Origin of the sequence: Archangium lipolyticum (genome assembly GCF_024623785.1) — a bacterium.
Classification (GTDB): domain Bacteria; phylum Myxococcota; class Myxococcia; order Myxococcales; family Myxococcaceae; genus Archangium; species Archangium lipolyticum.
This window is the reverse complement of sequence record NZ_JANKBZ010000029.1, coordinates 35,776-60,558: the sequence shown is the minus strand read 5'-3', so window position 1 is coordinate 60,558 and position 24,783 is coordinate 35,776. Positions and strand designations below refer to the sequence as shown.

At 67.3% G+C, this 24,783-nt stretch carries 21 protein-coding genes; 8 read left to right on the top strand and 13 right to left on the bottom strand.

Annotated elements, in window-relative coordinates; translation table 11 throughout:
* Positions 1–99 precede the first annotated feature (99 nt).
* On the top strand, positions 100–348 hold the full coding sequence (locus NR810_RS40085) for a hypothetical protein (protein WP_257460360.1): 249 nt from the start codon (positions 100–102) through the stop codon (positions 346–348).
* Positions 349–389: 41 nt separating this feature from the next.
* Here NR810_RS40085 and NR810_RS40080 read toward each other — a convergent pair whose 3' ends face one another.
* The 3 genes from NR810_RS40080 to NR810_RS40070 all read right to left on the bottom strand — a co-directional run bounded on the left by NR810_RS40080 (position 390) and on the right by NR810_RS40070 (position 3,361).
* The gene (locus NR810_RS40080) at positions 390–1,691 is read right to left on the bottom strand and encodes a hypothetical protein (protein WP_257460359.1); all 1,302 of its coding nucleotides are present in this window, start codon (positions 1,689–1,691) and stop codon (positions 390–392) included.
* A gap of 15 nt (positions 1,692–1,706) precedes the next feature.
* Positions 1,707–2,051 (bottom strand): hypothetical protein, encoded by a 345-nt coding sequence (locus tag NR810_RS40075; RefSeq protein WP_257460358.1) that lies wholly within the window; start codon positions 2,049–2,051, stop codon positions 1,707–1,709.
* A 347-nt stretch (positions 2,052–2,398) separates the two neighbouring features.
* Positions 2,399–3,361 carry an HNH endonuclease gene (locus tag NR810_RS40070; protein ID WP_257460357.1) on the bottom strand — a complete coding sequence of 321 codons (963 nt, stop codon included), beginning with the start codon at positions 3,359–3,361 and terminating at the stop codon, positions 2,399–2,401.
* Between the two features lie 362 nt (positions 3,362–3,723).
* On the opposite strand from NR810_RS40070, the gene NR810_RS40065 reads away from it, so the two are divergent.
* Positions 3,724–3,861, top strand: a complete 138-nt coding sequence (locus NR810_RS40065) for a hypothetical protein (RefSeq protein ID WP_257460356.1) — start codon at positions 3,724–3,726, stop codon at positions 3,859–3,861.
* Positions 3,862–3,877: 16 nt separating this feature from the next.
* Here the strand turns inward: NR810_RS40065 and NR810_RS40060 are convergent, their stop codons facing one another.
* Positions 3,878–6,814: a carbohydrate binding domain-containing protein gene (locus NR810_RS40060; RefSeq protein ID WP_257460355.1), complete on the bottom strand. Its 2,937-nt coding sequence runs from the start codon at positions 6,812–6,814 to the stop codon at positions 3,878–3,880.
* Positions 6,815–7,153: 339 nt separating this feature from the next.
* On the opposite strand from NR810_RS40060, the gene NR810_RS40055 reads away from it, so the two are divergent.
* On the top strand, positions 7,154–7,891 hold the full coding sequence (locus NR810_RS40055) for a TetR/AcrR family transcriptional regulator (protein WP_257460354.1): 738 nt from the start codon (positions 7,154–7,156) through the stop codon (positions 7,889–7,891).
* Between the two features lie 19 nt (positions 7,892–7,910).
* Complete coding sequence (locus tag NR810_RS40050; RefSeq protein WP_257460353.1) at positions 7,911–8,336, top strand: VOC family protein; 426 nt, start codon at positions 7,911–7,913, stop codon at positions 8,334–8,336.
* Between the two features lie 149 nt (positions 8,337–8,485).
* On the opposite strand, the gene NR810_RS40045 is transcribed toward NR810_RS40050, so the two are convergent.
* Both NR810_RS40045 and NR810_RS40040 read right to left on the bottom strand, forming a co-directional pair.
* Complete coding sequence (locus NR810_RS40045) at positions 8,486–9,604, bottom strand: aldo/keto reductase (protein WP_257460352.1); 1,119 nt, start codon at positions 9,602–9,604, stop codon at positions 8,486–8,488.
* A 135-nt stretch (positions 9,605–9,739) separates the two neighbouring features.
* On the bottom strand, positions 9,740–10,615 hold the full coding sequence (locus NR810_RS40040; RefSeq protein WP_257460351.1) for a methylated-DNA--[protein]-cysteine S-methyltransferase: 876 nt from the start codon (positions 10,613–10,615) through the stop codon (positions 9,740–9,742).
* 170 nt (positions 10,616–10,785) lie between these two features.
* Here NR810_RS40040 and NR810_RS40035 point away from each other — a divergent pair, with 170 nt between their 5' ends.
* The gene (locus NR810_RS40035; protein ID WP_257460350.1) at positions 10,786–11,418 is read left to right on the top strand and encodes a glutathione S-transferase family protein; all 633 of its coding nucleotides are present in this window, start codon (positions 10,786–10,788) and stop codon (positions 11,416–11,418) included.
* A 133-nt stretch (positions 11,419–11,551) separates the two neighbouring features.
* Here the strand turns inward: NR810_RS40035 and NR810_RS40030 are convergent, their stop codons facing one another.
* Both NR810_RS40030 and NR810_RS40025 read right to left on the bottom strand, forming a co-directional pair.
* Positions 11,552–12,616: a cysteine synthase A gene (locus NR810_RS40030; protein WP_257460349.1), complete on the bottom strand. Its 1,065-nt coding sequence runs from the start codon at positions 12,614–12,616 to the stop codon at positions 11,552–11,554.
* A 19-nt stretch (positions 12,617–12,635) separates the two neighbouring features.
* Positions 12,636–13,454, bottom strand: coding sequence for a MerR family transcriptional regulator (locus tag NR810_RS40025; protein ID WP_257460347.1), 819 nt, complete (start codon positions 13,452–13,454; stop codon positions 12,636–12,638).
* A gap of 187 nt (positions 13,455–13,641) precedes the next feature.
* Between NR810_RS40025 and NR810_RS40020 the strand changes: the two genes are divergently transcribed.
* The 3 genes from NR810_RS40020 to NR810_RS40010 all read left to right on the top strand — a co-directional run bounded on the left by NR810_RS40020 (position 13,642) and on the right by NR810_RS40010 (position 19,855).
* Complete coding sequence (locus NR810_RS40020) at positions 13,642–17,484, top strand: hypothetical protein (RefSeq protein WP_257460345.1); 3,843 nt, start codon at positions 13,642–13,644, stop codon at positions 17,482–17,484.
* A gap of 14 nt (positions 17,485–17,498) precedes the next feature.
* Complete coding sequence (locus NR810_RS40015; RefSeq protein ID WP_257460344.1) at positions 17,499–18,917, top strand: OmpP1/FadL family transporter; 1,419 nt, start codon at positions 17,499–17,501, stop codon at positions 18,915–18,917.
* Positions 18,918–19,186: 269 nt separating this feature from the next.
* On the top strand, positions 19,187–19,855 hold the full coding sequence (locus NR810_RS40010; RefSeq protein WP_257460343.1) for a DUF1571 domain-containing protein: 669 nt from the start codon (positions 19,187–19,189) through the stop codon (positions 19,853–19,855).
* Here NR810_RS40010 and NR810_RS40005 read toward each other — a convergent pair.
* From NR810_RS40005 to NR810_RS39985, 5 genes are read right to left on the bottom strand one after another with little or no spacing between them, the layout of a single operon-like run.
* Positions 19,847–20,683, bottom strand: coding sequence for a metal-dependent hydrolase (locus NR810_RS40005; protein WP_257460342.1), 837 nt, complete (start codon positions 20,681–20,683; stop codon positions 19,847–19,849). The genes NR810_RS40010 and NR810_RS40005 overlap by 9 nt on opposite strands.
* On the bottom strand, positions 20,680–21,327 hold the full coding sequence (locus tag NR810_RS40000; protein ID WP_257460341.1) for a QsdR family transcriptional regulator: 648 nt from the start codon (positions 21,325–21,327) through the stop codon (positions 20,680–20,682). The genes NR810_RS40005 and NR810_RS40000 overlap by 4 nt, the downstream gene beginning before the upstream one ends.
* Positions 21,324–22,175, bottom strand: a complete 852-nt coding sequence (locus tag NR810_RS39995) for an SDR family NAD(P)-dependent oxidoreductase (protein ID WP_257460339.1) — start codon at positions 22,173–22,175, stop codon at positions 21,324–21,326. The genes NR810_RS40000 and NR810_RS39995 overlap by 4 nt, the downstream gene beginning before the upstream one ends.
* Positions 22,172–23,272 (bottom strand): alpha/beta hydrolase, encoded by a 1,101-nt coding sequence (locus NR810_RS39990; RefSeq protein ID WP_257460338.1) that lies wholly within the window; start codon positions 23,270–23,272, stop codon positions 22,172–22,174. The genes NR810_RS39995 and NR810_RS39990 overlap by 4 nt, the downstream gene beginning before the upstream one ends.
* Positions 23,265–24,776, bottom strand: a complete 1,512-nt coding sequence (locus NR810_RS39985) for a flavin-containing monooxygenase (RefSeq protein ID WP_257460337.1) — start codon at positions 24,774–24,776, stop codon at positions 23,265–23,267. The genes NR810_RS39990 and NR810_RS39985 overlap by 8 nt, the downstream gene beginning before the upstream one ends.
* Between the last annotated feature and the right edge of the window lie 7 nt (positions 24,777–24,783).

The window sequence follows — 24,783 nt, the reverse complement described above, 5'->3', positions numbered from 1 at the left end:
TGAGCCTCCTGGCCTGTGTGGCACGGGCCGGGACGCACCACCTTGTCCCTTGGGAAGGCGTGCGCCTTCGCGTGTCCGTATCGCACGAGGAGTGTCACCATGTTTGGAAGACGCAAGTCGAAGAAGTCCGATCCCGTGGATCCGGTGAAGCTGGAGACGCCTGGCGACAACAAGCCCTCCGTGGCGGCCGCCGACACCGGGACCTCCTTCGCCAGGGAGAGGGGCGGCGAGGCCGATGACATCCGGCCCCGCTACGACGCCCACCCCGTCCACCCCAGCGAGGGGCAGCGCTTCTCCTTCGACATCGACGGCCCCGTGCCCCACCCGCTTCAATCGCGCAGGTCGTGACAGGTGTAGCCCCCCTCGCCGGGCGCACGGGCGTCAGTGCCTCACCGTGCCTCGTGCAGGTTCGCCTCCGCCGTGCGGATCAGCTCTGAGACGCGCTTGTGGAGCCACGTGCCGAAGGGCTGCACGCGCTCGGGCTTCATGGGGCGGGGCAGCTTCTCGATGCTCTCGTCGAAGGGAATGATGGCCAGCTCCCCCGAGGGCGAGGCGACGCGACGGTCGAATGCGAAGGCCTTGTGGGTATGCCACCCGCCGTGGAACACGAGGAGCTCCTCCAGGTCCGTGTTGCCGGTGGCTTCCACGAGGCCGTCCATCTCATAGAGGTCGTCGCTGACCTCCAGACAGCTCCAGCCGCCACCCGTGACGTTGCCACACAGGAACATGGGCAGGCCGTCGTCGGCGCCACTGCCCACAATCCAGGTAATGGAGCCGTAGACGCGCAGGAAGTAGTCCCAGCTCGACTCGCGCTTCCTGGGCTTGCCCGGCTTCGCCGTCTTCCAACGGCCGATGCGCGCCTTGTGCATGCGCTTGAAGAAGGACGCATGCTCCTCGACCGAGGCGATGCGCTTCTTCTCCTTCGCTACGTCGAGCTGCTCCGCGACGAAGTGCCCCGTGGGGTAGCGCGTGTGCAGGTCCTTCAGCATGGCGATGGCCGTGTCCACGGCCTCGAAGGCGTCCTGGGGCTTCGGGAAGGCTGGGCCCTTGGGAGGAGGCGCGGGCTTGGGGGCGCCAGGCGCGGGCTTGGGCTCCGGATTGGAGAAGCGGGCCTTCTCGAGCTCGATGTTGCGCAGCTGGAAGCCGGCTTTTTCCCTGGCACGAACGCGCTGCTCGGCCCGCGCGAGGGCGGCTTCACGGCTCGCGAGGGTCGTCTGCTTCGAGTAGTCCTCGAACACATGCTCGCCGTCCACGCGGATGTCCCAGTACTTGGAGTCGTCCAGGTGGTATTCGCGGCGCGTCACGTACTTCGCCGACGCGTTCCACGGCGCGCCGTCCTTGAAGCCCAGCTTCCGGTAGCGCGCCAGCAGCGTCTCGACCCGCGAGGTCTCGATGCGGGAGACGAGGTGCGCGCCGTTCAGGGTGCCCCGGCAGATGAGAGACTGTTCGCCCCGAACCTCGATATCGACGTGGAGGAGACTGCTGAGCCGGTAGAGGGTGTGCCTGCGCTCGACGGGCTTCAGGCCCTTGAAGACCTTCGGATCTTCCTTGTGGAGCGAGCCCTCGCTCCAGATGCGCAACGCACCGCCCTGGTTGTAGAACCAGACTTCGTCCTTGGTGTCGAGCTGAGGGTCCGTGTACCAGATGGCCTCACCCGCATTGAGCTGCTGCAATCGTTTCCAGTTGGGCATGGTTGAAAGGCGCTCTTAGTCGGACGCCCAGGGTTCGTCGAAGAGGAAGTCGTCCGGATTCATCGGGTCGATGAGCAGCCGGAAGACGGCGCCCGGCATGAACAGCCCGCTGGCCATGACGGGAACGACCTTCTCCGCCTGGAGCTCCCTGTCGGGTTGCCCGTCCTCGCTCACCCGCAGCGTCATGGCGATCACGGGGTTGTTCGCGATCCAGGAGCCGGTCTGGCGCGCCGACACCACCGTGGCCCGAGCGAGGTCCCCCGTCTCGCGGATGCGCTGCGCATTCTTCTGCTGGCGGGCTACTTCGTAGCTCAGGTAGAGCGTGATGAATAGGACGATACCTGCGATGAGATAGAGCATTGGGTTCGACGGGATGGGTCATCCAGCGGTTGGGCTGTCAACGGATGGCAGGACGGTAACCCGCTGCGTGTGCTGCCTCAAGCCCATCACGGTATCACGAAGGCAATCCGCCTCGGTGAGGCCGACCCCACCGTCAGCACCCGCGCCTCGACAACGGCTATCAATCAGCGCGTCTCCGAATAACTTCGGGGCCTCATCCGCGCCAAGACGGGAATGCTCTCGGGGCAGAAGGCCTATGTGGGGCTAGTACTACGCGGTCACTTGCTCCAGAGTCCGAACGGCTTTCCCTCGGGGCGCCTCTTCGGACACTGTAGAGCCTCCTGCGGAGCCTTCTGTTGGAAGCTAGTTTAGAGCCCTGATCTGGATCTGTGAACATTAAGGGCAGCAATGTTCGGATGCTGTTGAGTGCGAGCAGGCAGGTTGAGTCTTTGTCCTCTCAAGTTGGAGTATTGAGTAGACATGAGCTTTGTGTGAAGCAGGACCGTCCAGTTGACCGTGTTGACTGCGATCATGCCCCTATCAAAAAGGGTGTGGATGTCGGACCTTAGTAGTAGGCCATTCTGAACTGCGTTGGTTGAACGGCCATTGTATGGAACAATATGTGCAGCCTCGAGGACTTCCTCAAGAGTGCATTGCGTTATGGCGCATTTCCCCTGATATGCATTTATGAGCTTTCTGCGAAATGCCGGCTGCCCCTGGCGCTGGACGATCGCGGCCAGAATCCAAGACCTTGCATCTTCATTGCTGCTGGGATCAAAATGCCCATTCGCATCGACAGTGCTGGCGGTGGTGGCAATGTCCGTCTTGGAGGCAATTGCTGCTTGTGGAGGTTCGGCGAGTTCCCTTTCAAGAGTACGTAAATCAGTCCCGTTCTCGTCGATGCTAATGTAGAGGCGGATCCTCTTTTGCCCGTTACCTCCTTTGCTGTCAGGGCGTTGCCCAATCGGCTTCTGTGCAGCAGCCAGGGCTTTTCTCAGCTTGTCGAAGTCGCCGATGCGGGTCAATTCTATGGGAAAGCCATGGTCTCCGCTCAAATTCAGGCGGCGTTGATTATAGGACAGGTTGGCTTTTTGTGTTGTCAGGGAGTCTACTACGGCGTCATCGATTGTCGCCCCCCTTAGCGCTAGCCGCTCCAGCAATAGCCGGAAGCCCTGGTCATAGTCCTGATTCCGCTTGAATGGAGAATTGGTGCCTCCGCCCTTAGATTCAATTAGTAGAGTGGTTTTGCCACTTATTACTTCAAGAGAGAAGTGGGCATCAATTTCTTTCCCGGCGGCGTTCTTGATGGCGAGAAGAGTCGAGGTGATCATGTTGTTATTTGTGATTGCGTTAGAGTTGATGGTCAGTTCGTTGAGAGGAAGTGGCGAAATAGCCGATGCTGGGCGATTCTTAGTACCACCTGGTCACATTAGGCACCACCCCAAGGGAAGCAGGCCCCGAAGGTCCTCCAGTGTCCGAGAAGGCCACCTCCGAGTGGAAAGCCGCTCGGATGTCGGAGCATGTGACCGCGTAGTACTAGTGGAGTGTCCACGAAATCCTTGGACATAGTCGCGGGGTAGAGAGAGTCGGCTTCCGGGCGCGAGCTCAAGCAACTGGTCCGATGGTCGGACCAGTTCGGGCCAACCGCGACCGGAAGGTGTCCCTCGCAACGTGGCTGGAACCTCTACCGACTATGTCCAAAACCTTCGTGGACAGTCCCCGCGTCGTCTTCGCGCTCCTGTTGAGCAACCTCGACGAGCAGCCTGCCTACGTGGCGGGCCAGGTGTTCGAGCGCTTCGCCGAGGCGAGGGTGAAGCCGCCCCCGCGCTGAACACCTGGCCGCCGCCTCAGGGCTTCAGGTAGGGGCCGTCCACGCCCACCTTGCCCGGCGCCGGGTTGCCCGGGAGGTCGAGGACGTACACCCGCAGGTTGCCCTTGCCGGAGACGCTGGCGGTCAACGTGCCGCTGGTCACGGTCTTCACGTCACCGGTGATGGCGTCCTTGTAGGTGCCGTTGGGGATGCCGTTGAAGGTGGCGCCTCCGGAGATGGTCACCAGCGCGAAGCTGTCCACGCCCCTGGCCGGGTCCGTGAAGCGCCGCTTGAAGGCCATTCCTCCCGCGACGCCTTCCGTGGAGTACTGCCCCTTCTGGAGCGCGGGGATCTTCCGGCGGATCTGATTGAGGCGTTGCAGGTGCTTCGCCAGCGGCTTGTTGAGCGTCTCGGCGACCTTGCCCGAGGCGCTGCCCACCACACCGAAGTCCGAGGCCGAGACGCTGCCCTCGAGGTTGTCACCGTAGTAGGCGCGGCCGGTGGTGGCCAGGGCACACGTGGGGCCGCAGTCGATGGGCTTGCCGGCCTGGAACTCGATCTCCGAGCCGTAATACAGCGTCGGGATGCCGCGGAAGGTCCACATCAGGCTCATGTTCTCCGCCCAGGCGTCGGTGCCTCCGGCGTAGCGGGTGCTGGACTTGTTCGGGCCGTAGTCGTGCGAGTCGACATACACGACGTTGTAGGTGGCGTCGTTGTAGCTGTCGTCCGAGTCCTTTCCGTTGAAGAAGGCGTTGCTGGCCTCGCCGAAGTTCATGTGCATGCGCATGTCGATCACGCTCATGCCGGAGAACTGGCTGTGATCCGGCGTGTGGTAGACATTGCCCTGGAGGAAGGCATTGGTGGACGTGGGCTGCGCGGAGGTGCCCTGGGCCTGCTCGTAGTTGTACTGCTCGAGCGCGGCCGTGGTGTCATCCGTGCTGTAGGTCCGGCGCTCCTTCCAGGTGAAGAACTGCGCGGAGTGGTTGGGTGAGCCGCGGTTCCACTTGTCATTCACGAACGAGCCGACCTCGCCGAACATGAAGAAGTCCTTGCCCTTGGCGCCGAACTTCGCCTGGGCGTGCTGCTGGGCGGCGGGCAGCAGGCGCCGGTTCCAGGTGACGCGGGGGATGTGGACCGCGGTGTCGATGCGGAAGCCATCCACGCCCATGTCGATGTACTTGTTGTACACGTCGATGAGGAAGTTCTGCACGGGCGTGCTCTCCGTGTTGAAGTCCGCCAGATCCTCGTGGATCCAGCAGCTGCGCGAGTCCTCGCCCTCCCAGTTGCCAATCCAGCACTGGTGGTAGTACTGCGCCGGGAACATGCCGGAGGTGGGGTTGGGCCACTGGCAGTTGTAGAGGCGATAGCCCTCCTTGCTGTAGCCGCCGGTGGGAACGCCCCAGTTGCGGCAGGTGTTGCCCGCGGGCTCGGCCGTCGACCACAGGTCCCCGTTGTAATAGGACTTGCCGGAGGTGGGCTCCACGGTCAGACCGTCATAGGTGAAGCCAGACACGGGCGCGTCGTAGTACCAGCTCCACTGGCTGTCGCGCACGCCGTAGACCTTGGGCGAGAACAGCCCCTTGGCGCCCCAGCGGCTGGAGTGGTTGTAGACCACGTCCTGGATGATCTTGATGCCCTTGGCGTGGGCGGCGTTGATGAGATCCTGGTAGCTCGCGCCGGAGGACTCCAGGCGGGGGTCGACCCGGTAGAAGTCCCAGCCGTGGTAGCCGTGGTAGTCGTAGTCGGAGCGGTTGAGCACCACCGGGGTGATCCACACGGCGGAGAAGCCCAGGGCCTTGATGTAGTCGAGCTTCTGGATGAGGCCCTTGAAGTCGCCGCGGAACATCGGATCGTTGTTGGCGGCGTTGCCCGACTGCGTGTGCATGCTGCCGCCGCGGTTGTTCGAGGAGTCGCCGTCGTAGAAGCGCGCGGTTAGCACGAAGTAGATGGAGTCCTCGCGGATGTCTCCACCCAGCGGCTGTCCCGGGGGGACGGGAGGAGGGGCATCACCCGTGGTGGCCGAGGCCGAGATGCTCGCGGCGGACTTGTTGCCTGCGGCGTCGAAGGCCTTGACCGTGTAGAGGTAGGCCGTGCGGGCGCTCAGGCCGGTGTCGCTGTAGCTCGTGGAGGAGGTGGTCCAGGTCTTCGTGCCCTGGGTGCCGCCGGTGCGCACCAGCTCGTAGCCCGTCACGGCGCGATCATCGGTCGAGGCGTTCCACGACAGCGTGATTTGCGTGCCAGAGGCCGAGGCGGTGAGCCCCGAGGGGATGGACGGTGCGCTCGTGTCCGGGGGGAGCGTCACACACGGGGAGGCGGCGTTGGCGGTGACCACGCCATCCTTGACGGTGAGCCGCCCCGTGCCCAGGGCGTAGTCCGAGCCGTTGTTGTTGTCCCAGGTGGTGCCGTTGTTGAACGCGGCCTTCATTCCCGTGGCGGCGCCCAGGGCGACGGTCTTCTTCACCCAGTTGGCGCAGGCCGTCTCGTTCATCGCCACACCGGGCGGCGTGGTCCAGGTGCCACCGGTCGGTGCGTAATGGATGTTGACGGTGCTCCAGCCGCGCGTGCCGGTGAAGTAATACACCTCGGCCTGGTTGTTGGTGGAGGTGGTGCAAGGGGTGCCCGCGTTGGCCAGGAGCTGGCCATTCTTGATCTGGTGGGTGCCGCTGGCCGGGATGTTGTAATTGGCACCAGACTGGTTGTTGTAGTTGTCCCAGTGATTCTGCCCATCGGTGAAGACGGCCTGGAAGGTGCTCGCCGTTCCCGTGGTGAGCACCTTCATCACCCAGTTCGTGCACGCCGGGCTCAGGGACTCGCCCGGCGTGGCCGTCCAGCTTCCGCTGGCATTGTGGTGGATGTAGGGCGCGCTCCACGCCTTGTAGGGTGTGTAATAATAGACAGTCGCCGTGCCAGCGAACGCGGACGGACTCATCAGCATCAGCGCCAGCAGGGCACTTCCTCTCCAGCGGACTCTCATGTGCTCGCGACCTCTCCAGGGGGGAAGGACAGCGGGCACCGGTATAGTCTTTTCTGGATTTTCTGGAAATCAGGGCAGCCGGTCATCGGCGAACGAAGCAGGCTTGGCGTACGTGAAGGGAGCAGGAGGGGTGAGAGCGATCCATGCGTCCCGCGGCCGCGCGTACCTCGAGCTGGCCGACGCGACGCCGGCCGATGCCGAGCGCGGGATGGCGATGCTCGAGAAGCGGGTGGGGTGAGGCCAAGGGTCGGGGCTCTGCGGAAATAACGACACCGGACAGTTTCGGAACTTGACGGTTCCGGAACTCGCTAGTATCAACATCATCACGAGGATGACTGCATGACTCAGAACGATGACGACGCCATTGCCGTCGAGCCTGCACAGCCAGGACGCAAGCGAGACCACTCGCGCGACGCGAAGATCCTCGAGGCCACGCTCGAGGTTCTCGCCGAGGTGGGCGCAGCGGGCCTGACAATGGACATCGTGGCCGCGCGAGCCGGAGCCGGGAAGGCGACCATCTACCGCCGATGGACGTCGAAGACAGAGCTGGTCATCGACGCCGTCGCGCACATGAAACGCAATCAGGTCGATCTCGAGCGTCTGCCCGACACGGGCACGCTCCGCGGAGACCTGCTCGGCCTGTTCAAGCCGCAGTCGATCGAAGAAAGCGAGCGCAAGCTCAAGATCATGACAGGGCTCGCCTCGTTGCTCTCGCAAGACCAGGCGCTCGCCGACGCGGCAACCGCCGCGGTCGTCCAACCGTGGGCCGAAGCGCACTTCGCGCTGATGCGGCGAGCGGTCGAACGCGGCGAGATCTCGGCGTCCGCCGACATCGGCACTCTGTCCCAGGTCATCCCGTCGATGGCCGCCTACCGCACCCTGGTTCAGCGCAAGCCGATCGACCTGGCCTTCCTCGTGTCGATGGTTGACGGAGTCATCATGCCGGCCCTCCGGCGTCAGCCCTCGGAGGTACCACCCGCTTCGACAGGTCACAGACCTGTTCCCACCACCTCACGGGTCGACGAATCCCCGTTGCCCCGACGAGCCTCGAGCGTGCGGAAACGCTCGAAAACCTGAACCTGCATAGGAGAGAGTCATGACCGTCAGCGTTACCAACCACCTCAACTTCCGTGGCGATGCTCGTGCGGCGCTGGAGTTCTACCAGTCCGTGTTCGGCGGCGACCTCACCATCGTCACCTACAAGGACGCCCAGAACGTCCAGGCTCCGTCCGAGGCGAATCAGGTGATGTGGGGCCAGGTCGCCGCCAAGAATGGCTTCCGGGTGATGGCGTACGACGTGCCGTCCCGGATGCCGTGGGACGAAGGCAAGAATGCATTCTTCGTCTCTGTCCGCGGTGACTCGGATAAGGAAATCACCGCGCTCTGGGAAAAGCTCTCCGTTGGCGCGACCGTCGCGCAGCCGCTGGCGCCGTCGGGATGGGCGCCCCTCTACGGCATGCTCAAGGACCGCTTCGGCATCACGTGGGTCCTGGACGTCGCTACGGAGTACAAGGCGTCCTGAGCCAGCGAAGGAGCGGGTGTGGTGGCGCTGGCTCGCACCTCCTCTTCACCGCTCCTCCGGGAGGCAGTGGCAGCTACACGTTCCTCGCCGGCCTCAGCTCCACCCGTTGCGGCGGAAACGGGGTCTGGCGCCTCTGGTAGACATGCGCCTCACGGGCCTCGGGTGTTGGCTCGGAACCAGCCCGGCTCCGCGCGCACCACGGTGTTGCCCGTGAACATGCCCCGGGTGAACACCGGATCCTCGAAGAACACATAGGGATGCACGAGCTCGGGCCGGCTCGCGGCCTCCAGCCTGGCCGAGAGCGTCGGCGGCAGCGTGAAGTCGAGTGCACGCAGGTTGCTCTCGAGCTGCTCCAGCCTGCTGGCGCCGATGATGGTGGAGGCCACCGCGGGGCGCGTCGCCACCCAGTTGAGCGCCACCTGCGCGGGCGGGTGCCCCACCTCCTTCGCCACGGCGACGAGCTGCTCGACGATGGCCCACGGCCGGTCCTTCAAGAACTTGTCGGCAATGGGCAGACCGGTGGCCAGGAGCGCGTGGGCACGCCCCTCTCCTTTCAACCGCGAGCCCTCGCGCGTGTATTTGCCCGACAGGAGCCCACCGGCGAGCGGGCTCCAGGGAACGATGGCCGCCCCCAGCTCGAGTGCCGCGGGAATGTGCTCGCGCTCGATGTTGCGCTCGGCGAGCGAATACTCCAGTTGCAGCGCCGAGACCCGCTCCCAGCCGTTGCGCTCGGCCAGCGTCTGGGCCCGAGCGAAGTACCAGGCCGGCACGTCGGAGAGGCCGATGTACCGGACCTTGCCCTCGCGCACGAGGTCGGTCAGGGTCCGCATCACCTCCTCCACGGGCGTCAGGCCATCCCAGGCGTGGAGCCAGTACAGGTCCACGTAGTCCGTCTTGAGGCGGCGCAGCGAGCCTTCGAGCGCGCGGTAGATGTTCTTGCGCCCGTTGCCGCCCGCGTTGGGGTCTCCCGGCGAGGTGCCCATGGTGAACTTGGTGGCGATGACGGCCTGGTCTCGCTTGCCATGCTTCGCGAAGAAGTCGCCGATGATGCGCTCGCTCGAGCCGGCGGTGTACGCATCCGCGGTGTCGATGAAGTTGCCGCCCGCCTCCAGGTAGCGCGCCAGGATTTGATGGGCGGTGCTCTCCGGGTTGCCCCAGCCGAACTCGGTACCGAACGTCATGGTGCCCAGCGCCAGCGGGCTCACCCGGAGCCCCGAGCGGCCAAGCAGGTGGTACTGCGTCAGGGAATCAATGTGATGGGTAGACATGAGGGTGCTCTCAATCCCTGGCAAGTTGTCTTGCCTTCGCGTTGTCGACAGGCCCTCTCAGGGGCCCGTCTTGCCGCTACAGATAGGGGGAAGCACACCCGAGGGCGACCCGCTTCTTGCCCTGAACGCCAGGAGCTAAGGCACGACTCCCGGCGCTTCGCCGGCCTCGACCTCCGCGCCGTAACGCAGCGACTCCCACGCGAGCATCACCTTCTTGCGCGCGGGGCCCCAGCGGTAGTCACCAAAGACGCCCGTCTTGCGCAACACGCGGTGGCAGGGGATGAGCAACGCCACGGGGTTGTCTCCCACCGCCGAGCCCACCGCTCGCACCGCTTTCGGGTTGCCGATGGCTTGGGCAAGGTCCTCGTACGTGGCCACGTGGCCCGGGGAGATGCGCAGCAGCGCCTGCCACACCTGCACCTGGAAGGGCGTGCCCTTCACCAGCACTGACAGCGGCGTGGGCTCGCGCGGGGGCCGCGAGGGGAAGATGCGCTCCGCCCACGTGGCGGTCGCATCGCGGGACTCCATGAAGGTGGCACGCGGCCACTGCGCACGCAGCGACACCAGGGCCTCCTCCGCGGACTCGTCGGAGAGGAAATGCAGGCCGCAAATGCCGCGCTCACAGACGGCGATGAGGCAGTCCCCGAAAGGCGACGGGTGGATGCCGTGGCGCACGGTGAGTCCCTCGCCGCCCAGCTTGAACTCGCCCGGTGTCATGGCGGTGAGGGTGACGAAGAGCTCGTGCAGCCGGCCGCCGCCGGACAGGCCCACGGCGTAGGAGGTGTCGAGCACGCTGTGCCGCTCGGCCAGCAGGCGGCGGGCCGAAACGAGCGTGTGCACCTGGAGGAAGCGCTTGGGGCTGATGCCCGCCCAGCGGGTGAAGAGGCGCTGGAAGTGGAAGGGGCTCAGGCCCACGTGCGCGGCGACGTCGTCCAGAGAGGGCTGCTCGCGCGCATGGGCGTCGAGGTAGAGGATGGCCTGCTCGATTCGGGCGTAGTCGCTGGTCGCCATGCTCCGGCTCCTGGGATGGGTGCTCCTGTACCCGGTATGGCCGCCAGGTCGCGCGGGAGCAACCCGGTTCTTGCGCTCCTTCGCGCCGCCAGATGCCGCAAGAAGCGGGTGGCTCACCCGGTGCGGGTCTCCCTAGCCTGCCGCGCGTTCTACCCACGTCTGGAACTTCGATGCGTCTCTACGACTATCTCCCCTCCGCCAATGGCTACAAGGTCCGACTCCTGCTCTCCTGGCTGGGCAGGCCCTATGAACTGGTGCCCGTGGACATCTTCGCTGGCGAGAGCCGCACGGAGGACTTCCTGCGGCGAAAGAATCCCGACGGGCGCATCCCCGTGCTCGAGCCCGAGCCGGGCCGCTTCCTGGCGGAGTCCAACGCCATCCTCCTCTACCTCGCGCGGGGCACGCGGTTCCTGCCGGAGGATGCCTTCGAGCGCGCCCAGGTCGACCAGTGGCTCTTCTTCGAGCAGAACAGCATCGAGCCCAACGTGGGCACCGTGCGCTTCTGGCACCTGACGGGCCGCGCGTCCCGCTACCCGGAAGCCTTCCGTCTGCGCGTGGAGCGAGGCCATGAGGCGCTCGCGGCCCTGGAGCGGCACCTTCACGGGCGCACGTTCCTCGTAGGCGAGCGACCCACGGTCGCGGACATCGCGCTGTATGCGTACACGCACGTGGCACCCGAGGGCGGCTTCTCCCTGGAGCGCTCCCCCGCCGTGTCCGCGTGGCTGGAGCGCGTGAAGGCCCTGCCCGGCCACATCGGGGCGCTGGCGCCGTACTCCGCCAACGCGCACGTGACAGCCGCCTGAGGACCGCCTTCTCAGGGGCGGGGCCAGCCCCTCCGTCGGGCTATCAGGGGTAGTCGACGACGTCCACCACGCGCTGCGGGATGTTGGACAGGTGGCCGCCTGGGCCCTCGAGACGAAGGATCGGTGGTACGGCTCAGGAGGCCTTGGCGAGGAGCACGTCGCGCAGGAGCGTGCTCGCCGACGGGGCCTCCGGGTCACGCTCCAACCAGCGGGGGACGGGCAGTCCCTTGGAGCGGAGGAAGGGGGCGTTGAAGAGCTTGCTCGCGTAGCGGTTGCCGGAGTCGCACAGCACGGTGACGACGGTGTGCCCAGGTCCCATCTTCCGGGCGAGGCGGATGGCACCGGCGACGTTGACGGCGCTGGAGCCCCCGAGGAAGAGGCCCTCGTGCTCGATGAGGTCGAAGAGGATGGGGAGGGCCTCTTCGTCGGAAATCTGGAAGAACTCGTCGATGGGAGCGCCCTCGAGGTTGGCGGTGATGCGGCCCTGGCCGATGCCCTCGGTGATGGAGGAGCCCTCGGCCTTGAGCTCGCCACGGGTGTACCAGTGGTAGAGCGCGGCCCCCATGGGGTCGGCGAGCCCGATGACGATCTTCGGGTTGAGCTCCTTGAGGGCCATGCCGACGCCCGCGAGCGTGCCGCCGGAGCCCACGGCGCAGATGAAGCCATCCACGCGGCCCTCGGTCTGCCTCCAGATTTCGGGGCCCGTGGTCTCGATGTGGGCCCGGCGGTTGGCGACGTTGTCGAACTGGTTGGCCCAGATGGCGCCATGGGGCTCGCGGGCGTTGAGGGCCTCGGCGAGGCGGCCGGACACCTTCACGTAGTTGTTGGGGTCCTTGTAGGGGACGGCGGGGACCTCGATGAGCTCGGCGCCCATGAGGCGCAGCGTGTCCTTCTTCTCCTGGCTGTTGGTGTCGGGGATGACGATGACGGTGCGGTAGCCGAGGGCGTTGCCCACGAGCGCCAGGCCGATGCCGGTGTTGCCGGCGGTGCCCTCGACGATGGTGCCGCCGGGGCGGAGCAGGCCGCGCGAGACGGCATCGCGGATGATGAAGAGGGCGGCGCGGTCCTTCACGGACTGGCCCGGGTTGAGGAACTCGGCCTTGCCGAGGATGGTGCAGCCGGTCAGCTCGGAGGCGCGCTTGAGCTTGATGAGGGGCGTGTTTCCAATGGCCGAGATGACGTCGTGGTGGATGTGCATGGGGGCGGGTGAGACCGTATCAGTTCGCCGCCAGGAAGTTGCGGACCTGGGCGGTGTGGTAGCGGACGAGGAGCGTGTTGATGAGGGGCAGGGCGCGTTCCACCATCTCCGCCGCCTGTCCCGGCGGCAGTCCGGTGAGCCGGTCACTGAGCATCTGGGCCTCGCGCACGAACAGCGAGTACATGGCCTTCGTGTAGAGGAGCAGGTCGTCCACCCGGAAGCCCAGGGCCTCGGTGAAGCCCGCTTTCTTGAGCTGGCCCCACTGCTCCACGAGGAAGGCGTCGTCGCGCGCCAGCACCGTGCGTCCCCCCTTTTCGCGTGTGACCAGCAAGCCCAGTTCCACCATGCGCTCCAACTCCGCCCGGCTCACGCCCGCCTCCTTCAGGAGTGCCGCCGCGCTCACCGTGTCCGGCTGGCCGACGACGCCAATCGAGGGCCCCAGCCGCTGGCGCACCTCGGTGATGAGCTCGCGCTGCTTGGGGGTGAAGGCGTCATCGCGCTCGCCCAGCATGGCGCGGATGGCCTTGAGCGGCAGGAAGCGCTCCTCCTGGAGCTGGCGGATGAGGTGCAGCCGCTTCAGGTGCTGCTCTCCGTAGAAGGCCATGTTGCGGCCCGTCTTCTGTCCCTCCGGCAGCAGGCCCTGCTGGATGTAGAAGTGCACCACCTGCCGCGACAGGCCCGCGCGCTCGCACAGGTCCTTCATGCGGTACGGAAAGGCGGAGCGATCCACCGCCGTCCGCCCTGGCCGCCCGGCCGCCGCCTGGGACCGACGCCGCTCGCCACGCGCCGCCATCACGGTACCTCCATAGGAGACCGGCACCACCGCCGGTGCTCGCACGCTAACACCTGCTCATCCCGGGTGAAGCGTTGACCGGGCAACAGTGCGCCGGTGGGGTCCGCGCGCCATGGATGTTGGCGCGTTTTCGTGAACTTGACGGTGTGTCAAGTGTCACTGGACACTTGATGCCAACCCCCCGCGGTCCTTCGTACCCCTGGCGGATCCTCCTTCCGCTTCGAGAGCTTCCATGCGTCCGTTCTCTCCCGGAGTGCCGTGGTCCGTATGCGTGTGCGTCCTGATGCTGGCGTGCGGCGCGTGCGGCCCGAGTGAATTCGACACCACCCGTGTTCCCCCGCCGCCCGTCACACTGGGCGAGGACTTCTTCGGCGTCCTGTGCGACCGCATGGGGGCGCTGCTGCTGCCAGAGGATCTCTCGGGCGCGGCCGTCCACGGCGTCTGCCATCCCGGGCCGGACGGCCAGTACGCGGCGAGCGTGGACACGGCGCGGCTGCCGCCGCTGGTGGATGGCTCGGTGAACGCGGCCGGTCAGCCCGTGAGCCTGGCCGAGCAGGAGACGAAGCGGGCGGAGGCGCTGGTCCGGCTCGCGGAGCTGGCCCGTCAGCGCCCGCGCGTGGTGGCCGCGCTGGATGCGCTCTTCCCGGACGTGGAGGTGCCGGTACGCGACGTGTCCAATCCGGACGCGGCGCTGACATGCGGCCCGGCGAATCCGGAGCGGGCGCGGCTGCACGCGGAGCTGGCGGCGCTCCTGGGGCGCATGACGGCGATGTACGGTGACGGCACGCTGCCGGACACGACGCGGGCGCTGGGCTCGTGGCTCGAGTCCTTCGCCAATTCGCCCGAGGCCACCCAGGTGTTGGCCGAGCTCGCGGCGCGCCAGGGTTATCAGCCCTCGGAGCGGACGCTCGGGGCGCTGCGGCCGCTGCTCGCATACCCGGGGATGCGGAACCTGCTGGATGCCAGCACGCGCGTGGTGGCTCCCAGCGCCTCGCCCGGCCCCGCGCGCACCGCGTTCACGTCGATGCTGGAGGTGGCGCACCACGCGCTGCGGACCGTGGAGCCCGAGGAGGCGCGCGCGCCGCTCTCGGTGACGCACGACAAGGTGACGGGGCGGGACGTGCTGTCGCGCCCGCGCACGGCGACCGAGTTGTTGTCCACCCTGATGCTCACCGAGGCGGGATCCGCGCCCTCCGGGTCGCCAGTGCTCGCTCCGCGGCGTGACCGGCGTGGGGTGGCGGTGGTGACCTCGGTGGGGTTGCCCTTCGTGGACGCGGATGCTGACGGGCTGCCGGACGTGGACGGGCTCGGCCGGTTCGTTTCGGGCTCCACAGCGCCGGTGCCCTCGCCTTTCCCCGTGCCGGGCGAGCAGGACACGGCGGCGCGGGACGCCGAGGGCCGCGCGCTCTCCGGTCCGGGTGGCTCACCGCTGTATGCCTACGTCAATGCCCGGCGCACGCTGCTGGGGCAGATGCTCTCCGAGGTGCGGCCGATGATGACCTCGGACGCTACGCACCCGCGCAGCACGGTGATGCAGCTGCTGGACGGTCTGCCGGTGGTGCTGGGCCCACGCGACGGTGCGAAGTCGAGCACGCGCGAGTACCCGCCCGTGACGGTGACGTATGACGCCTTCCACGCGGACGAGTCGCCGGTGTTGGACCTGGTGCACGCGGGCGCGCAGGTGCTGGGGCACCCGTCCGCGGACGACACGCTGGTGATGACGCGCGCGCTGGTGACGAACCACCCCGGCGACGTGGCGCGGCTGGTGGGACTGCTGCGAGCCCTGCTGCGCTCGGTGGACGCGCACCCGGAGGCGGAGCTGAAGGAGGGCAACACGCTGCGGGACGACCTGGTGGACGTGCTGGTGGAGATCTCCCGCGAGCCGGGGTTGCTGGAGGACATCGTGAAGGCGCTGGCGCAGCCCGACTCCCAGGGGCTGGGCCCGGCGTTCGCGAGCTTCATGGAGCACCGCGATGGCATCGACTACGACCGCAACGCGCTCAACGGCCCGCCGAGGAACGAGACCGTGGGCGACAATGGCAATCCGAGGACCCTGGTGGACCGGGCGCAAGCGGACGCGGGGTTGAACCAGAGCCTGTTGCAGCGCTTCCTCCGCATCGTGCACGACGCCAACGGGGTGACGTTCTGCAACAAGGCCGGCGCGGTGGTGCACGCGCGCGGGGTGCCGCTCGCGGGCAACCTCGACCTGCCGTTGTTCGGTGGAACCTACAAGGAGTGCGAGGTCTTCAAGGTCGACAACATGGCGGTGTTCTACCTGCAGTCCATGGTGGGCAAGGCACAGCTGTACATGCGGCCTTCCATCATCCGGGATGGAGTCCTCGGCATCGGTGCCACGACCGTGAGCGTGATGGAGCAGTCCAGTGGCATCACCGGCTTCTGGGACGCGGCCAACAGCAGGACGCTCCGGCCGAAGACCGAGTGGCTCGGCCGGATGATCGTGTTCGACCAGGTGAACGACAGCCCGACCTCCAGCGGGAAGAACTACATCACCAACCGCTTCCTGAAGGATTTGCAGGGAGCGAACATCGGCAGCTCGGTGTGTCCGGAGCGGGTGATCGACGATCCGGACCCGGACGCGGCGGATGCCGCACCGGATGGAAGGATTCGCGGCCTGCGTGCCTGCGCGGCGGATGAGTGGTTCCCCGTCCGCAACCCGGACACGTTGCTGATGCTGGAGAAGGAGGGCTTCTTCAAGGCCATCCGCCCCCTGCTGCTCGCCTTCACGAGCCGTGACCGGGAGGACCTGTTCATCCAGATGATGGAGGTGATGCACCGGCACTGGATGAGTGACCAGGCTCCGGCGAAGGACTGCAAGCTGACGAGCAACCCGGATGATCCGCGCTCCCAGTGCTCGCGAGCGGGTGCGAAGCAGCTCGAGCCCCTGCTGGCGGAGCTGCTGCGCGGGGACGCGCTCGGAAGCCTCCAGTCGGTGGTGCCCAAGCTCCAGGCCCTCCAGGTGCCGCACTGCACGGCGGTGGATGCGAGGACGAAGCACTGCACGCGCACCGAGATGCGGGATGGCGTGAAGGTGCTGGGGGAGCTGGTGCGGACGGCCATCGACCCGGCCCGGGCCCAGGAGGTGGGCCTGACGGACCGGCGTGGCGGCTCCACGCACGTACGGCAGGACGGAGTGACGCGGGCGCAGGTGACGCCGTTGTCGCTGGCTCTCGATGCGCTCTCCGCGATGGACGATGCGTTCGACCGGTACGCGGCCGAGCATCCCGGTGAGCCGGACCGGCGCGAGGCCTTCAAGGACGCGGCGTCGCGGCTGGCGGACCAGTTCCTCGCGGTGCGGGGCGAGCGCGAGACATCGGAGCTCGTGAACCCGCTGACGTCGCGGCTGCTGCCACCGGCGATCGACCTGCTGCGCTCGGAGCTGTACGCGCGCTGCCCGGAGACGTGGACGCCTCCCTACAAGCGGTGCACCTGGATGCGGGACGAGGTGACCCAGCAGGCAGAGGACGTGCTGGGCGGTCCGGTGTTCGCGACGACATGGGACTTCCTGGATGCGGCGCGGCGGGACGCGGCGCTGTGGACCCAGGTGGAGGGGTTGACGGGCTACCTGTTGAATCCAGACGCGGCGGGGTCCTGGCCGGCGGTGCTGGGGACGGCGGTGGACGCGGTGCAGTTGCTGGCCTCGGAGGGGAAGCATCGCGTGCCACTGGCGCACCTGGCGGCGGAGGCGTTGAAGCCCGGGGAGCTGGTGGATGCGACGCTGGTGCTGGGACGCCGGGTGGCGGGCAAGGTGTACGCGGAGGACGGAAAGACCCAGGTGTGCGCGAGGGAGATGGACCCGCATGAGTTGATGTCCGGGGTGCTCGCCCGACTGGTGACACCCACGGCGATACCGGGTGAGGCGGTGCCACGGACGCCGTTGGAGGTGCTCACGGAAGCGGTGTCGGAGGTCCAGCGGGTGGTACCCGGACGGAGGGAGGCGCGCTCGGCGGAGGACTACCAGCGCATCGCCCGGGAGGTGGTGTCGTTCCTGGTGGATCCGGAGCACGGGCTGGAGCGGTTCTACGCGGTGGCGAACAAGGCTGGAGGTGCGCCGTGAAGGTGCTCGGGTCCATGACCTCTCTGTCGATTCCCGTGGTCCTCCTGGGCGCGCTCCTGGCCGCGCCGCTCGCGAGCGCCAGCGGTCTGTACGTAGGAGATCGCGGCGTGCGCCCACTCGGGCGCGGAGGGGCCTTCGTCGCGGGCGCGGATGACCTGGGAGCCATCTGGTACAACCCGGCGGGTCTGGTGGACGCGGGTCCGAGCGTACTGTTCGATGGCTCCTGGGTGCGCTTCTCCACGGACTTCACGCGGCGGGTGGAGGTGACGAACGGCGCGGGAGCCTCGCAGGTGAGCGAGCTGCCCTCGGTGCGGGGCTCGTCCGAGTTCCTGCCCATCCCCACGGTGGCGGGTTCCTGGGCCTACGGTGAGCGCAAGCAGCTCGTGGTGGCCGCGGGCGTGCTGGCGCCGCAGATGGCGGTGATGAGCTACCCCCTGGCGCTGGAGGATGGCACTCCGTCCCCCTCCCGGTATTCGCTGGTCACGCTGGATGGCTCGCTGCTGGTCATCCCCGGAGTGTCGGCGGCATACCGGCCCTTCGACTTCCTCCAGGTGGGCGCGGGCGTGAACGTGCTCACGGGCAGCTTCGTGACCCAGACCGTGTTCAACACGAGCCCTCCGGAGCGGCTGCTCTCGGCGCCGGAGGATCCGTCCTACGACGCGCTGGCGGAGCTGAGGGCCACGGGCCTGCTGGCGCCGAGCGCGAACGCCGGCATCCTCGTGCGCCCGGCGAAGTGGCTGCGCGTGGGGCTGAGTGGACAGCTCGGGTACACGCTGGACGCACCGGCCACGGTGCGGGTGCGGTTGCCGAGCGCGGCGGTGTTCGCGGGGGCTCGGCAGGAGGGCGAGGGGGCGCGGCTGAAGCTCACGCTGCCGGCGATCCTCCGGGCGGGGGTAGAGGTGCGGCCTGTCGAGGCTTTGAGGGTGGAGCTGGGCTATGCGCGCGAGCTGTGGTCCACGCACGAGTCCATCGACATCCTGCCGGAGGACGTGCGCATCCACGACGTGGCGGGCATCCCGAGCCCGTTCAACGTGCCGGCCATGTCGATTCCACGCCGGTTCAAGGACAGCCAGTCGTTCCGGCTGGGGGGCGAGTACACGCTCTCGGCCGGCAAGGTGTTCGCGCTCGATGTCCGGGCGGGTGTCAGCTACGAGCAGAGCGCGATCCCCGCGGCCTACCTGGCTCCGCTGACGGTGGACTCGGACAAGGTGACGGGCTCGGTGGGTCTGGGCCTGCGATTGGGGGAGCGCCTGCGGTTGGATGCGGTGTACTCGCGGGCGTTCGGTGGGCAGCGCGAGGTGACGACCACGGAGGCCGCGGTGCCGCGCATCAACCCGATGGCGGGCGAGGACTTCCCGACGGCGCCCGTGAACGCGGGCAGTTATCAGGTCCAGTCGAGCATCCTGGGCTTCGGTCTTCGCTATCAACTCTAATCGTGTTCCGCATGCACCCTCTCCCTCTGGGAGAGGGCGGGGGGTGAGGGTCGTCGCCTCCGTGTAGTCACGAGCCACACGGTCCAAGGGCAATACCCTCACCCTAGCCCTCTCCCAGAGGGAGAGGGGACACACACAGTGCACACGTCATGAACCCAGTCCTTCTCACCCTCTTGATGCCGGGTCTTCTGATGACCGCTCCCCTCTCTCCCTCACCCTCGGATCTTCCCGCTCTCGCACGGCTCCCGCTGGAGCAACGGCGCGCCCACATGAATGCCCTCTCGCGCGAGGCGCTGACGGAGCTGTTCGCGGCGACACCGCCCAGGACGCTCCTGGAGGCGGGGAAGGCCTCCGCCGCTCAGTTGGGCACCTATGAGACGCGCGTGGTGAAGCGCGAGCGGGTCTCCGGCAAGCTGCACGAGCCGCAAACCATCCAACTCGCGGTCCGGCAGTCGCCTCGGGCCCTGCGGCTGGAGGTGCTATCCGGACCCGCCAAGGGACGGAAGGTCATCTACGACTCCGTGGTGAAGAAGAACGAGCTTCGGGTCCGCGAGGCGGGAGTGCTGGGCATTGCCGGCGCGGTGTGGATCGACATGAACGGAGGGCTCGCCCGGGGCGACACGAACCACCCCATCACGGATTTCTCCTTCACGTCGATCATCGGCACCCTGGAGGACTGCTTCGCGAAGGGCGAGGCGGTGGGCGGATACGCTCGGAAGGACGAGGGCTTCGACGCGGCGGGGCGCTACTGCATCACCTTCACCGCGCCCGCCGGAGCACAGCACCTGTACGCGACGCGGGCGCGCATCTGCATGGATCCGGTGCTCGCCCTGCCGGTGGTGCTGGAGATCGACGACGCACGCGGGCCGCTGGAGCGCTTCGACTTCACGGACGTGAAGCCGTTCTCGAAGGCCGACTTCTCTCCGTCGTCACTTTGAGCGGGCCGGCAGGGGTTGGAGCCCGGCCTTCCAGCGTTGGAGCAACTCGCTCGTGTCGTGCTCCCACGGATGGAAGCCGGGCCGGTAGTAGCTCAAGTAGGGGCCGATGAGCCCGAGCATCCCGCCGGGCTGGATGCACAGGAAGCGCACGAGGCCGAACCACTCGCGCACGGAGAAGAGGAGCTTCTCCGCGTGCATCAGCCGGACCTGATGCTCGAAAATCTTGGCGGAGAAGATCACCGTCGTCAGGAGCATGACGAGACAGCGTTCCAGCCAGGGGGAGCCGATGGCGCGGTAGACGTCGAACGCCACGGCCTTGTGCTCGTTCTCCTCGGCGGCGTGCCAGCGCCAGAGCTCGGCCATCCGCGGATCGGCGTTCTCCAGCATCCGAGGGTCCCTCAGGACGAGGGTGGCCAGCAGCGCCGTGAAGTGTTCCAGCGCGCAGGTGACCGCGAGCTGCCGCCGCCGAGGCGCGTGCTTCGTGACCCGCCGGAGGATCCGCTCCACCCGCTTCTCCATGGCCACCACCGGGTAGCCATTCCTGATGAGCATCTGGTTGTACCGGACGTGCTCCCGGCTGTGATGGCCCTCCTGGGCGCAGAAGGCGTCCACTTCACGCTTCAGCGGCTCATCCGTGACCTGGTTCCGGAACGCCTTCACACTGGCCATGAAGAAGCGTTCGCCCGCCGGGAAGAACACGGACAGGTTGTCGAAGAAGAGCGTCACCGACCGCCGGCCGCCGTGCCAGTACTTCGGCACGTCCGAGAGGTCGAAACGGAAATCACGCACTTCCGGTGCTTCTCTCCTGGGCGCCTCGGTCGTCATCATGGAATCGTCCACCTTTCGTCGCGCTTCTCCGCTGTGAGCAGGATTCGGATCGCGGTGATCGCCGACTCGATGTCCGGCGGATCTCCGGTAATGGCATCGCGGTACAGGAACGACTCGCCGATGCGGATGATGACGTAGGCCAGCGCATCCAGGTCCATCGCCGGACGGATGTGGCCCTGCTTCACGCCGTCCTCCAACGCCGCACGGAGGCACGCGGTGTTGCGCTGCTCCACCGTGCTGCTCTTCGACATCAGGATGCGCATCGCGTACTCGGCGTCCTGCTGCACGAACAGCCGGAGCGGCTCGTTCTCCACGATGAGGTGGATCATCCGCTGCGTGATGTCGGCGATGAACTCGGGCCCTTCGCCACGGGCCTCGCTCCGGGCGGTGTTGAGCGCGAACTCGAACTGCGAGGAGATGACCTCTCCATAGAGCAGCTCACGGGTGCCCACCCACCGGAACACCGTGGCGCGGCTGACACCCAGCTCCTGGGCCATGCGCCCGATGTCGAAGCGCTCGCCCTTGTTCCACCACTCCAGCGCGAGGGAGAACAGCGCCTGGGGCGTGGCCTTCGCGGGCGCTTCGAGCCGCCGGGTGAGCGGGGTCTCGGGGGCACTCCGCTGTTTGGCGCGCGAGCGTTTCATGCCGTGGGGCCTGGCATCATCATCTTCTGCCGCCTCCGCCGAGCGCCCGCCACCAGGATGCGCTGGTAGAGGGTGGGCATCACCCGCTGCATCAGGTCGATGAGGACGGCATCGAGGCCAATGAGCTGGCGCCGCCGGTTCTTGAGGATGGCGGCGACGATGTGGGAGGCGGCACGCGCTGGCGTGGTGGCGAAGAGCTTCTCGAAGTCCGCGGCCGAGCGCTCGTCCACCCAGCCCTGACGGTGGATCATCCGGGCGCTCCGGGCGATGTTGGTCTGGATTCCACCGGGGTGGACGCACGTGACACCGATGGGGAGGTCCTCGACCTCCAGCTCCTGGCGCAGCGCTTCCGTGAAGCCCTTCACCGCGAACTTCGCGGCGTTGTAGGCCGACTGTGTCGGGAAGCCAATGAGTCCGAAGACGCTCGAGATGTTGACGATGTGGCCCTCGCCCGCCGCCTTGAGGTGCGGCAGGAAGGCCTTGGTGCCGTGCACCACGCCCCAGAAGTTGATGTTCATGAGCCACTCGAAGTCCTCGTACCGGGTGTCTTCGAGGGTGGCGCCCAGGCCGACGCCAGCGTTGTTGATGATGATGTGGACGGCGCCCATGTCGCGTGCCACGTCATCGGCCCAGGTGTGTACCGCCTGCCGTTGCGCGACATCCAAGCGCACCGTACGCACCTGGACGCCGTGGCTCCGGCACCGCTCCGCCGTCTCCGCGAGGCCCTGTTCATTCACGTCGGAGAGCGCCACGTGGCAGCCGTGCTGGGCGAGCAGCACCGCCGTCTCGCGGCCGATCCCCGAACCCGCACCCGTGATGGCCGCGACCTTTCCCTTCAACGACTTCATGGGCTGACTCCGTTGTGTGGTGTGTCACTGGCGGCCCCGTCGAAATGGCCGCGCAGCAGGGCTGCGATTTCGACCACCGCGTCGCGGCAGGCTTGGCTCACCCCGGTCATGTTGGCGAACCCGTGGATGAGGCTGTCGAAGCGGCGCAGCTGGACCGGCGTGCCGGCTCGTTGGAGCGCGTGGGCATAGGCCTCTCCCTCGTCTCGCAGCGGATCGAACCCGGCGGTGACCACCAGCGCCGGTGGCTGGCCGGACAGGTCCCGGCACACGAGGGGAGAGAGCCTCGGGTCCGGGCCCTCGCTCCGGAAGGCTCCCATGTAATGCGTCTGGTACCACGCGACATCCGCCCGCGTGAGGAAGAAGCCCTCGGCGAAGTGCTCCAGCGATTCCCGGTCCACGGTGCGATCCACCGCCGGGTAGAGCAGGAACTGCAGCACGGGACGGGGAGTGCCATCCCGGACGGCGAGCTGGGAGACGACGGCGGCCAGGTTTCCGCCCGCGCTGTCTCCGCCCACCGCGACCCGGGCTGGATCCGCTCCCAACTCCCCGGCGTGCGCGCACGCCCATGCGAACGCGGCGGTCACATCCTCCAGCGCCGCGGGAAAGGGATGCTCGGGCGCGAGCCTGTACTCGATGGAGAGGACATGCAGGCTGGCGTGACGGCACAGCAGCCGGCAGGCGGAGTCGTGGGTGTCCAGGTCTCCCAGGACGAAGCCGCCGCCGTGGAGGAACACGAGCATCGGTCGTCGCGCCGTGCCCTCCACCGGCGCGTAATGACGGGCCTTGATGGGGCCGTGCGCCGCCTCCAGCACGAGCTCCCGTACCGCCCCGACCTCGATCGGCTCGCCCGCGTGCACCAGCGCTTCGCGGCGCATGCGGCGGCGGGCCTCCGCTGGTGGCAGGGTCGACACATCCACCGCGCCCATGCGCTTGCGCAACGTGAGCAGCAGTTGCAGCTCCGGATGGAGGGTGAGGCCGTTGCGTTCCACCGGCGGCGTCCCGGAGAGGTAGACCTGGAGGGGGTGTGGCAGGCGCAGGAGGGTGCGCGCGACGCGGTGCTCGACCCGCTCCTTGAGCGTGAGTGTGTTTTCAGCCATGGGCCAGCCTCCTGGGGCGTTCGTGGAACATGACGGCCGGTTGGGCGTGGCGGATGATGGCCACGTACTCGGAGGGCTCGAAGCGCTCCACGCGGCGCCTGAACGAGGAGATGAGCCCCGGCCACAAGGCGGAGTTGCGCCCCGTGGCGTCGAGGTACCAGCTCGCGCATCCGCCCTGGTTCCAGACCGTTCCGCTCATCCTGGCATCGACCTCCCGGACGAATCCGGCCTGGGCCTCGGGTGTCGGCTCCACGGCGGCCAGGCCCCGGCCCTCGAGGTAGCGCAGCGCACCGAGCACGTGCTCGAGCTGCCCTTCGAGCATCAGGAGGACCGAGCTGTGGCCGAGTCCGGTGTTGGGTCCCTGGAGCATGAAGAAGTTGGGGAAGCCGCTCACCGTGGTGCCGAGGTGCGCCGTCATGGTCCTCCCCCACGTCTCCTTCAGCGTGCGCCCATCACGTCCCCGGATGTGGTGGGCAATAGGCAGCTCCTGCACTTGGAACCCGGTGCCGAAGATGATCGCCTCGACCTCGTGCTCGGTGCCATCCGCGAGGACGATGGAGTGTTCACGCACCTCGCGGAGCTGCTCGGTGACGAGCTGGACGTTCTCGTGCGTGAGCGACGTGAGGTAGTCATCCGAGATGAGGACGCGCTTGCAGCCCATCGTGTAGTCGGGGAGGAGCCTGGCCCTGAGCTTCGGATCGGGAACGGACTGCTCCAGGTGCCGCACGGCGAGCCGCTGGGCGAGCTTCAGGAGCCACGGGTGGATGAACCCGAAGGCCATCAACTCGCGGAACATGTAGATGAGCCAGCGGGTGAGGCGCTGCGCTCCCGGGACCGTCCGGTACACCCACTGCATCCAAGCACTGATGGCGCGGTCTCCCCGGGGGAGGACCCACGGCGGCGTGCGCTGGACGAGGACCAGCTTGCCCACCTCCGGTTGGATGCGGGGAACGAACTGGATGGCGGAGGCGCCGGTGCCGATGACGGCCACCTTGCGTCCGGCGAGGGCGTACTGGTGGTCCCACCGCGCCGAGTGCATCACCTTGCCCTGGAACTTCTCGAGGCCCGGCAGCTTGGGGATGGCCGGATCGCTCAGGGCGCCCGCGGCGGAGACGAAGACGTCCGCGGTGAAGCGACCCTGCGAGGTCTCGATGCGCCAGCACTGGGCCGCATCATCCCAGCGGGCGTCGAGGACCGTGTGACCCAGGCGGAGGTGCGGCCGGATTCCGAATCTGTCGGCGCAGTCGCGCAGGTAGGCGTGGATCTCCGCCTGGGGCGAGTAGGAGCGGGACCAGTTCGGATTCGGGGCGAACGAGAACGAGTAGAGGTGGGACTGCACGTCGCACGCGCAGCCCGGGTAGGAGTTGTCGCGCCAGACGCCGCCGACCTCCCATGCGCGCTCGAAGACCACGAAGTCCTCGATTCCCTCCTGCTTGAGCCGGATGGCCAGACCCAGGCCACTGAAGCCGCTTCCGGCGATGGCGACGTGAAAGTGTGCGGACATGATCGAA